The organism is Streptomyces sp. NPDC006283, from assembly GCF_040613325.1.
GTDB lineage: Bacteria > Actinomycetota > Actinomycetes > Streptomycetales > Streptomycetaceae > Streptomyces.
Map to the genome: position 1 here is coordinate 1 of NZ_JBEXRZ010000253.1, position 10,132 is coordinate 10,132.

The following is a 10,132-nucleotide window of genomic DNA, read 5'->3' on the forward strand; positions in this document are numbered from 1 at the left end:
GTCCTGCGATTCCTGAAGAGCCTCGACCCCGGACAGGTCGAACTCGGCCCCGCCCGCCTCCCGGGCGCACCACCGGCGCCCGCTCGGGCAGAGGGTTCTCCATCGTGATCTCCAGTCCTTCGCCGTCCACGGCGATCCCCAGCGTCACCGGTGCAGCCCCGGCATGGCGAAGGGCGTTGCTCAGCCCTTCCTGGACGATCCGGTACGCCTCGCGGGACACGGGCGCCGGAACTGCGGCGAGCTCCCCCTCGACGTGCAGGGACAGGGGCACACCGCCGCGCGACACCAGCCCGTCGAGCGACGTGAGCGTCGGCCCGCCGAGCCGGCCGGCTCCGTCGCCGTCCTGCCGCAGCAGACCGAGCACGGCGTCGAGTGCCCCGACCGTGCGCCGGGTGGTCTCCTCTATCGCGGCCAGCGCCTCCCGTACGAACGCGACGTCGCTGTCCAGCACCCTGCGGGCAGCTCCCGCCTGCAAGGTGACGGCGGAGAGCGCGTGGCCGACGGAGTCGTGCAGTTCACGGGCGAGGCGGTTGCGCTCCGCGAGCTCCGTCGCCCGCTGCTCGGCCGCGGCAAGCCGGTCGGCCGGGGTGGGGCCGAGCAGCACCGGCGCCAGGCGGGCCAGCAGGGCCCCCGCCGCGGCGGACACGGTCGCGAGCGCCAGCAGCATCCCGGCGCCGGCGAGCGGCAGCAGCACCGCCGACCAGCCGGTGTCCGGCACTTGGAGGAAATCCCGTACCCCGGCGAACACCGGCGCGACGATCAGCCCGCCGGCGAACGGGGGGAGTGCGAGTGACGCGCCGCTGACCAGCGCGCCGACCCCCAGATGCAGGATGAGCCAGCCCGCGGAGCGCGTCCGCGCCGCCCGGCTGCGCGCCTGCCCCTCCGCCAGCCGCTCGGCCGGCACCCCGCACAGTGCGCGGGCGGCGGCCACCGACAGCGGCCTGGCCATGGGGAACAGTCCGGCGACGGCGACGAGCGGGAGCGCGATGGCGTACGAACCGAACTGCAGCGCCGCCGAGCCCGCGAACAGGTTCTTCTCCTCGGTCAGCGGACCGATGGCCACCGTGCACACCAGCCAGAACGGCATCAACAGCGCGCCGCCGACCACCAGATGGACCCAGCGCAGCCTGGCCCGGCGGCCGAACAGGGCCCGCACGGCCCGTCGTCCCGAGCCGGCCATTCCTCCCGAGCCGGCCATTCGTCCCGAGCCGGAGTACGTCACGCGCCGCGCCGGCGCAGCAGAGAGGCGACGGCGCACGTGAGCAGCAGGCCGGTGATCATCTCTCCAATGTAGGTGAGCACCAGCAGCGCCGAGGACGACTTTCCCTCATCGCCGTCCGGCATGAGCGAGGCCAGCAGCATCCACCCGCCCCAGGCGCCCAGGGCGCTGGACCCGACCCAGGCCATGGCCAGCGGCGACCTCACCGACAGGGTGGGCCGGAGGCGAAAGGCGAGCAGCAGGACGCCGGTGACGGCGACACCGATGAAGCCGATGCGGGTCGCCTCCAGCAGATAGAAGTCCGTGGTGCGCTGCGCGGCCCTCTCCGCGGAGAGGGCGACGGTCGAACCGGTCGCCCACAGCCCGTGCATCACGGCCGGGAACAGGGCGAGCAGCGACCCGGCGACGGCGGTCCTGCGCATGAAGGCGCCCGTGACACCGGTCGGCAGATCCCACACCTTGCCCCGCCACAGATGACCCCAGCGGTCCTTGGCGTAGAGCACGAACAGCGTGCCGAGAGCGAGTCCTTGGAGGATGAAGCCGCCGTAGACGACTGCGAACACCCAGTCGTGGAGGAACGGTTCGGCGCTGTCCTGAGTTCTGGTGCCGCCGAACGCGACGCCGATCTGCTGCAGCGGAAAGCCGACCATGATCGGCGCCAGGAGCCCGGTCGCGCCCCACATCGGCACGGTCAGCAGCCAGGCCCGCACCCGCAGACCCCACGGCCGGGTGAGCAGCATCGCCAGTACGACGACGGCGCCGTCCATCAGCACCGTGACGCTGTTGGCCAGAGCCATGAGGACGCGGTGGTCGAGGAGCGCGCTCCCGTCGGGAATCCCGACACGGCTGCCCGCGATCCACGAGATCTTGAGTCCGAGGTACGGCACACAGGCGGCGATCGCGACGGCGCGCAGTGCCGCCCTGCCGGGGTGGATCCGCTGACGAAGGCCGGTGTCGGCCGGGGTTGTTGTCATGCCCCCACCGTGCCGCTCCCGGCTGCCCTCCCACCTCCTGCCGGGCGACGATCCGCCTCCGCCGCTCGGGGGAGCCCGGCTGCCCATAAGGTGGGGCGCCGATATCTCACGTGCCGGGGGCGGACCCCGGGGCGGGGAGAGTCACCGCAGCTCCAGCACCACCTCGTCCGTTTCCTCGCCCCTGGCGTTCGCGAAGCCCCGGTCCCGCCCCGTCAGCACGAACCCGCATTTCTCCAGCACCCTGATCGACCCCGCGTTGTCCGCGGCCGCACGGGCGCGCAGCGGGCGGGTCGGGACCAGGTCCAGCATGGCCCGCAGAGCGAGAGTGGCGATGCCGCGGCCCCAGCGGGCGCGGCAGATGAAGTACGTGACCTCCCGCTCGTGAGGCGGCCCGTACACCGCTGCGTGGCCGACGACCTCTTCGCCGACGAGCACTGTGCGTATCACCGCGTCCGACACGCGGATCCGCGCCCAGTGGGCGTCGAACGCCGCGCGGTCCGTCGGGTCTTTGCTGGTGAAGGCCGCCATTCGGTTGGACTCGGGGTCGCTCATGTGCCCGAAGAAAACGGGCAGATCGGCGTCCTCCACCTCGCGCAGCACGATGTCCACGGTCAGAGCCTCCGGGTCGCGAGCGTCAGCCGGTCGCGTGCGTCGAACAGCGCGTCCTTGATCATCTGCTCGTGCGCGGGCGTGAGCCGGGCCACCGGAACCGAGCAGCTGATCGCGTCGCGGGCCGGGGTGCGGTAGGGGATGGCGATGCCGAAGCAGCGCAGCCCCAGGGTGTTCTCCTCCCGGTCCACGGCGTAGCCCTGCTCGCGCACGAGGTGCAGCTCCTCGATGAGCTTCTCGCGGTCGGTGATGGTGTGTTCGGTGAGCGGCGCGAGCGTCTCGGGCAGCATCTTGCGCACCTGCTCGTCGCTGTGGGTGGCGAGCAGCGCCTTGCCGAGCGAGGTGGAGTGCGCGGGCAGCCGCCGCCCCACGCGTGTGAAGGGGCGCAGATAGTGCTGCGACTGCCGCGTCGCCAGGTACACCACGTTCGTGCCGTCGAGACGCGCCAGGTGAATGGTCTCCGTGGTGTCGTCGGAGAGCCGGTCCAGGGTGGGCCGGGCAGCCGCCACGACCTCGTCGCCGTCGATGTACGACGTGCCGACGAGCAGGGCGCGGACCCCGATGCCGTAGCGCGTCCCGGTCGCGTCCGTCTCCACCCAGCCGAGCTCGACGAGGGTGCGCAGCAGCATGTAGAGACTGGACTTGGGGTAGCCGACGGCCTCCTGGACGGCGGCGAGCGAGTGCATGCCGGGGCGCCCGGCGAAGTATTCGAGCAACTCGACCGTCCGTACTGCGGACTTGACCTGTGCCCCACCGGAATCGGCAGCTGACATTGCTCTACGCCCCTTCTTGACCGCGCGGAACGCCCGGAAATAGAGTCCCAGCATATTCACCACCAGGAACTGTGTTCAGAATACCGAACAACCCCGGGTGGGTGGCAGAGACCGGAAGGAAGCCGCGGTGGCAGCAGCACCAGTCTGGAGTGTCGACCCCCGAACCGGGAAGCAGCGCGAACAGGTTGCGGTGGAGGCCACAGCCGCGGAGGTCGACGCCGCTGTACGGGCCGCACACGACGCCCGTGCCTCGCTCGCCGACCGTGCCGTCCGCGCCGCGTTCCTGCGCACCGCCGCTCAGCGCCTCGAGGACGCGAAGGAACATCTCGTCGAGGCCGCCGACGCGGAGACGGCCCTGGGCCCGGTCCGGCTGACCGGCGAACTCGCCCGCACCTGCTACCAGTTGCGCGCGTTCGCGGATGTCGTCGACGAGGGTGCCTTCCTCGGCGTGATCATCGACCACCCGGACGAGACCGCGACCCCGCCGGTCCCGGACCTGCGCCGCTACAAGGTGCCGCTCGGCGTCGTGGCGGTCTACGCGGCCTCGAACTTCCCGTTCGCGTTCTCCGTCCCCGGCGGCGACACCGCCAGCGCGCTGGCCGCCGGCTGCCCCGTCGTGGTCAAGGCCCACCCGGACCACCCGGCCACCTCCGAGCTGGTCGCGTCCGTGCTGCGCCGGGCGGCCGCCGAACACGGCATCCCCAAGGCGGCGATCGGTCTCGTCCACGGCTTCGACGCGGGCATCGCCCTGGTGCGGCACCCGCTGATCACGGCCGCCGGCTTCACCGGTTCCGTCCGCGGCGGACGGGCGCTGTTCGACGCCGCTGCCGCCCGCCCCGTGCCCATCCCGTTCCATGGCGAGCTGGGCTCCCTCAACCCCGTCGTGATCACCGAGGCGGCAGCCGCGGAGCGCGCCGAGCAGATCGGCACCGGGCTGGCGGGCTCGATGACGCTCGGCGCGGGCCAGTTCTGCGTCAAGCCCGGCCTTGTGCTGGCGCCCGCCGGCGACGCGGGCGACCAGCTCCTCAAGGCGCTGACCGACTCCGTGAGCGACACCGCCGCGGGCGTCCTGCTCGACGCCCGCATGCGCGACAACTTCGTCGCCGGCGTCGCCGAACGCGCCGCCCTGCCCGGCGTCGGGGCCCCCGTCACCCCCGGCGCCGCCTCCGAGCACACGGTCAGCCCCGGCTTCCTGACCGTGCCCGCCGCCCGTCTCGCCGAGGAAGGGGCGCACGACCTCCTGCTGGAGGAGTGCTTCGGGCCGGTCACCGTCGTCGCCCGCTACGACAGCCACGACGAGGTCACCGCCGTCCTGTCCCGCCTGCCGGGCAACCTGACCGCGACCGTCCATCTGTCCACCGACGAGAGCGAAGGAAACGGCGACGGAACGCGGATCCTCGCCGAACTGACCCCTCTCGCCGGCCGTGTCCTCGTCAACGGCTGGCCCACCGGCGTCGCCGTCGCACCGGCCCAGCACCACGGCGGCCCCTACCCGGCCACCACCTCCACGTCCACCTCCGTCGGCGCCACCGCCATCGAGCGCTGGCTGCGCCCGGTCACCTACCAGACCACCCCCGAAGCACTGCTCCCCCCGGAGCTGCGCGACGACAACCCGCTCGCTCTTCCACGGCTGGTGGACGGCCGCCTGCAACACTGATCCGCATGGAACTGAAGCTGCCCGATCTCCCCTTCCACCTGCGGGCATACGGGCCCGAGGCCGACTGGTCCTACGAAGACGGCGTGCTGACCGCCTGGGCCGGCCCCCGCCAGGACCGTTTCGTCCCCCCGACGGGCCACGCCGTCGAACCGGCCTCCGACGCGCCCCGCCTGCTCGGCGCGCCGGAGGGCGACTTCCAGCTGATCGCCCGCGTCAAGGTCGGCTTCTCCGCGGCCTTCGACGCCGGTGTGCTCTATCTGCACGTCACCGAGCAGGAGTGGGCCAAGCTCTGCCTGGAGCTCTCGCCGGACAAGCCGACGGTCTGCACGGTCGTCACCCGCGGCCACTCCGACGACGCCAACTCCTTCGTGGTGGACGGAGACAGCGTCTGGCTGCGGATCAGCCGCACGGGCAAGGCGTTCGCCTTCCACGCCTCCACGGACGGCGAGCAGTGGACCTTCGTCCGCATCTTCACCCTCGGCGACGAGGACCGAGCGGGTGCTGCGCTGGTCGGCTTCATGGCCCAGTCACCGGTCGGTGAGGGCTGCGTGGTCTCCTTCGACCGCATCGAGTACCGCGACAGCTGGCCGGAAGGGCTGCGCGACGGCTCCTGAGCACGCTCACGACGCCCGGCCGGCGCACTCGAGGCGCCCCACGCATGTCGTGGCCCGCCGCGATGCTGCCCCAACGCGGCCTGCCCCGCCGTGGTTCGGCGCCGAGGCCTGCCGCGCCTGTGGACGTTCGCCGCAACCGGGCCCGCCCCTCGTCGCAGTCACATGATCAGAATCGCCGTCCCCGCCGACCTCGACGCCATCGCCGCCCTCCACGCGGAAGCCCGCCCCACCACCCACTACCGCCGTATCCCGGACGAGGCCTTCGACGGCCCGGCCGAGCGGGCCCGCACCCGGGCCGCCTGGGAAGGGGCGAGGCGGGGCGGCGTGCCTGAGTACTCTGCTGCTCGCGTCGCCCAGCCGCGCGCTCACCGTGGCGGAGGAGCCCCTCCCGGGCGAATGGCCGGGCCGGGTGTCGAACGCGGACGGGCAGGAGGGGCGCGCTCGGAATGAGCCGGGCCCGTTCTACGTTGTGCCCCTGCGGAGGTCACCTCCGCAACGCCGCACGCCCGCACGACCCTGGAGAAGAACAACATGCGCGTCGAGATCTGGAGCGACATCGCCTGTCCCTGGTGCTACATCGGCAAGGCCCGCTTCGAGAAGGGACTCGCCGCCTTCGCGCACCGGAACGACGTCGAGGTCGTGCACCGGTCCTTCGAGCTGGACCCGGCCCGCGCCAAGCACGACACCGCTCCGGTCGTCGAGATGCTCGCGAAGAAGTACGGCCGCACCCGCGAGGAGGCACAGGCCATGGAGGAGCACGTCGCCTCCAACGCGCGCTCCGAGGGACTCGAGTACCGCACCGAGGGACGGGACCACGGCAACACCTTCGACATCCACCGGCTTCTGCACCTGGCCAAGGCCCGCGGCCGGCAGGACGAGCTGCTCACGCTCGCCTACCGCGCCAACTTCGCCGAGGAGCGCTCCGTCTTCGACCAGGAGGTGCTGGTCTCGCTGGCCGTCGAGGCCGGGCTCGACGAGCCTGAGGTGCGCCGTGTCCTCGAGGACGGGACCGCCTACGCCGACGAGGTGCGCGCCGACGAGCGCGAGGCCGCCGAACTGGGCGCGACGGGTGTGCCGTTCTTCGTGTTCGACCGGACGTACGGTGTCTCCGGCGGGCAGCCCGCCGAACTCTTCACCCAGGCGCTGGAGCAGGCGTGGCAGGGTCGGAAGGTCACGGCCGCCGCCGCGGGAAACGCCGACACCTGCGACGCCGACGGCGCCTGCGAGGTCCCGGCGGCCGCCGTCGAAGGCTGATGCGTCAGCAGCGCTCAACGGTTCCGTGCAGCAAGGCGTGATTGACCCCGTGGCCGCCCGACCGCAGATTTGATCCATGGAGATCTCGCAGACGCTGATCGGCGCGGAGTTCACACCCCGCGTGACCTATCTCAACACCGCTACCAACGGGCTGCTGCCACGCAGGTCCGTCCGAGCCGTCGCCGCCCTCGCCGAAGAACTCGCCGAGGGGCGGCCGGGCGGCTCCGGTGACTGGGAGGCAGTGAACGCCGCCCGCCGGTCCTTCGCCCGCCTGACGGAAGTCGACGAAGGACGGGTTGCCGTCGGCGGTTCGGTCTCCGTGCATGTGGAGCTGATCGCGGCATCGCTCGCGCCCGGCGCGGAAGTGCTCTTCCCCGAGGGCGAGTACGCCTCCGTGATCACGCCCTTCTCGGTCCGCGGCGACCTCAAGCTGCGCTACGCCCCGCTCGACGAGCTCGCGGAGGCCGTCCGTCCCGGCACGGCGCTCGTCGCCTTCTCCGCCGTGCAGTCCTCCGACGGCCGGGTTGCCGATCTGGCGGCGGTACGGGCCGCCGCGGCGGCACACGGGACCCGTACGCTCCTCGACGCCAGCCAGTCGGCGGGGTGGCTGCCGCTGGCCGCGGGGGAGTGGGACTACACCGTCACCGCCGGGTACAAGTTCCTGCTCTGCCCGCGCGGCGTCTCCTTCCTCACCGTGACCGAGGAAGCCCAGGAGGTGCTGCTGCCGGCGCACGCGGGAACGTTCGCCGCCGAACATCCCTGGCAGACGCACACGTTGTACGGGCCGATCACCGAACTCGCCCATTGTGCCCGCAGGTACGACGAGTCACCGGCCTACCTCTCGTACCACGCGGCGGAGCAGTCGCTGGCGCTGCTGGAGGAGATCGGCCTCGAGACCGTTCACGCTCACGACACCGCCCTGGCCCGGCAGTTCAGGAACGCACTCAGGGAGCGCGGCACGGAGCCGCTGGGCGGCGACTCGACGATCGTGGCCGTGCCCGGCCTCGGCGACCGGGCCACCGAGCTGGCCGACGCAGGGGTCCTCGTCTCGGGGCGTGCGGGCAATCTGCGCGTCACCTTCCACCTCTACAACACGGCCGCGGACGTCGACCGTGTGGTGGAGTGCCTCGCAGGCTAGGGCTGTCCGCGGCCCGGCCCTGCCGGATTGCCGCATCACTGCCCGGGGCCGCGCGTCAGGCGCGCCGCTCCGGGCAGTCCCACGTCTGCGTGCACAGGTTCGCCTCGATCTTCGCCAGCAGCCGCGTGAGCTCCTGGCGCTCCTCGTCGTCCAGGCCGGCCAGGGTGTGCTCCTCCAGCTCGCCCCAGGCCGCCGACACGTCCGACAGCAGTGCGCAGCTTCGTTCCGTCGCCTCGACGAGGACGGCGCGGCGGTCGGCCGGATCGGGGCAGCGTCGGACGTGGCCGGACTGCTCGAGGCGCTGCAGCATCTTGGTCACGGTCGAGGGGTCGAGGTCGACGGCCTTGATCAGCTCCGACTGGCGCACGGGGCCGGCTTCCCACAGGCGCATCATCACGAACTCCTGGCCGGGGTAGAGGCCCAGCTTCTTGAGCAGTTTGCCCGCGGCGATGCGGTGGAGCCGCGCCACCCGGGATACGGCGTGGCTGACGGGGCCGCTGCTCGCGACGTGCGGCAGCGGTTCAGTACAGGCGGGGTCGCCCTGCGCCTGTGATGCGGCTGACATCTGCTCTCCTCGGCCGGGATCCAACTGCTTCCAGGATATTACCTTGGTCGGCCAATGAATGGGTTACAGTGGCGTCGAGCCATTACTTGGTCGACCACATATTGGTCGACCACATATTCTCGGGAGCGTCCCATGACCACCGCATTCGACCCGATCCAACTCGCCGGCAAGCACCTGACCAACCGCATCGCCATGGCGCCGATGACCCGCAGCCGCGCCTACGGCCCGGGTCTGACGCCGACGCCGTCCGTCGTGGAGTACTACCGGCAGCGCGCCTCGGCCGGTCTGATCATCACCGAGGGCGTCCAGCCCTCCGTGGTCGGCCAGGGCTACCCGGACACCCCTGGGCTGCACAGCGACGAGCAGGTCGCCGCCTGGCGCAAGGTCACCGACGCCGTGCACGCGGAGGGCGGCACGATCTTCGCGCAGCTCATGCACGCCGGCCGGATCGGCCACCCCGTGTTGCTGCCCGACGGTCTCGTACCCGTCGGTGCGTCCGCCGTCGCCGCCCAGGGGCAGGTGTTCACGCACGAGGGCCCCAAGGACCTCGTCACGCCCAGGGAACTGACCGCCGACGACATCCGGACGACTATCGAGGACTTCGTGGCCGCCGCCCGTAACGCCGTGGCGGCGGGCTTCGACGGCGTCGAGCTCCACGGTGCCAACGGCTACCTCATCCACCAGTTCCTCGCGCCCAGCAGCAACCGGCGCACCGACGAATGGGGCGGCTCCGCCCTGAACCGCATCCGTTTCGCCGTCGAGGTGACCGAGGCCGTCGCCGCCGCGATCGGCGCCGAGCGCACCGCCCTGCGGATATCGCCCTCCAACCCGTACAACGACATCGAGGAGCCGGAGCCGGAGGAGGCCTACACCGCTCTGGTCCAGCGGCTGGAGCCGCTCGGCCTCGGCTACCTGCACATCCTCGAGGCGGGCCCCGACCTGCGGGAGCTCACCGAGACGCTCCGCAAGCAGTTCTCCGGGACGATCGTGCTCAACGCGGCCACCGACGGACCGACCGGCCCCGAGGCGCTGACGCTGATCGAGGACGGCGTCGCCGACGTGATCTCGTACGGTGCGCTGTTCCTCGCCAACCCGGACCTCCCGGCGCGCCTCGCGGCCGGCGGCCCGTTCAACACCCCGGACCCGGCGTCGTTCTTCGGCGGCGACGACAAGGGCTTCGTCGACTACCCGGCGCTCGCGGGCTGACACGCCCAGGTCAGCCGCGGACACACGGAGGGGCTCGCCTCGGGACGGCTCGAGGTGCGACGCCAGCCCGTCGACCTCGGGGCCGCCGTGCGCCGCCACGTCGAGGTGCTCGACCGTGACGTG

General features: G+C 72.0%; 10 protein-coding genes. 5 read left to right on the forward strand and 5 right to left on the reverse strand.

Features of this window, described 5'->3' with window-relative positions; genetic code table 11:
• The 4 genes from ABZ070_RS32340 to ABZ070_RS32355 form a co-directional block, all read right to left on the reverse strand.
• Nucleotides 1-1,180 (reverse strand): histidine kinase (locus ABZ070_RS32340; RefSeq protein ID WP_356639107.1); only part of this gene is annotated, 1,180 nt, incomplete at its 3' end.
• A gap of 38 nt (nucleotides 1,181-1,218) precedes the next feature.
• Nucleotides 1,219-2,193: a hypothetical protein gene (locus ABZ070_RS32345; protein WP_356639109.1), complete on the reverse strand. Its 975-nt coding sequence runs from the start codon at nucleotides 2,191-2,193 to the stop codon at nucleotides 1,219-1,221.
• 141 nt (nucleotides 2,194-2,334) lie between these two features.
• A complete protein-coding gene (locus ABZ070_RS32350) occupies nucleotides 2,335-2,802 on the reverse strand; it encodes a GNAT family N-acetyltransferase (protein WP_356639112.1) in 468 nt (155 codons plus the stop codon).
• Nucleotides 2,803-2,804: 2 nt separating this feature from the next.
• Complete coding sequence (locus ABZ070_RS32355; RefSeq protein WP_356639114.1) at nucleotides 2,805-3,575, reverse strand: IclR family transcriptional regulator; 771 nt, start codon at nucleotides 3,573-3,575, stop codon at nucleotides 2,805-2,807.
• 127 nt (nucleotides 3,576-3,702) lie between these two features.
• On the opposite strand from ABZ070_RS32355, the gene ABZ070_RS32360 reads away from it, so the two are divergent.
• The 4 genes from ABZ070_RS32360 to ABZ070_RS32375 all read left to right on the forward strand — a co-directional run bounded on the left by ABZ070_RS32360 (nucleotide 3,703) and on the right by ABZ070_RS32375 (nucleotide 8,238).
• On the forward strand, nucleotides 3,703-5,232 hold the full coding sequence (locus ABZ070_RS32360; RefSeq protein WP_356639116.1) for an aldehyde dehydrogenase (NADP(+)): 1,530 nt from the start codon (nucleotides 3,703-3,705) through the stop codon (nucleotides 5,230-5,232).
• Between the two features lie 5 nt (nucleotides 5,233-5,237).
• On the forward strand, nucleotides 5,238-5,846 hold the full coding sequence (locus ABZ070_RS32365) for a DUF1349 domain-containing protein (protein WP_356639117.1): 609 nt from the start codon (nucleotides 5,238-5,240) through the stop codon (nucleotides 5,844-5,846).
• A 531-nt stretch (nucleotides 5,847-6,377) separates the two neighbouring features.
• Nucleotides 6,378-7,100: a DsbA family oxidoreductase gene (locus tag ABZ070_RS32370; RefSeq protein ID WP_356639119.1), complete on the forward strand. Its 723-nt coding sequence runs from the start codon at nucleotides 6,378-6,380 to the stop codon at nucleotides 7,098-7,100.
• Between the two features lie 76 nt (nucleotides 7,101-7,176).
• Complete coding sequence (locus tag ABZ070_RS32375; protein WP_356639121.1) at nucleotides 7,177-8,238, forward strand: aminotransferase class V-fold PLP-dependent enzyme; 1,062 nt, start codon at nucleotides 7,177-7,179, stop codon at nucleotides 8,236-8,238.
• Between the two features lie 55 nt (nucleotides 8,239-8,293).
• On the opposite strand, the gene ABZ070_RS32380 is transcribed toward ABZ070_RS32375, so the two are convergent.
• Nucleotides 8,294-8,803 (reverse strand): MarR family winged helix-turn-helix transcriptional regulator, encoded by a 510-nt coding sequence (locus ABZ070_RS32380; protein WP_356639123.1) that lies wholly within the window; start codon nucleotides 8,801-8,803, stop codon nucleotides 8,294-8,296.
• Between the two features lie 132 nt (nucleotides 8,804-8,935).
• Here ABZ070_RS32380 and ABZ070_RS32385 point away from each other — a divergent pair, with 132 nt between their 5' ends.
• The gene (locus ABZ070_RS32385) at nucleotides 8,936-10,009 is read left to right on the forward strand and encodes an alkene reductase (RefSeq protein WP_356639125.1); all 1,074 of its coding nucleotides are present in this window, start codon (nucleotides 8,936-8,938) and stop codon (nucleotides 10,007-10,009) included.
• Nucleotides 10,010-10,132: the final 123 nt, after the last annotated feature.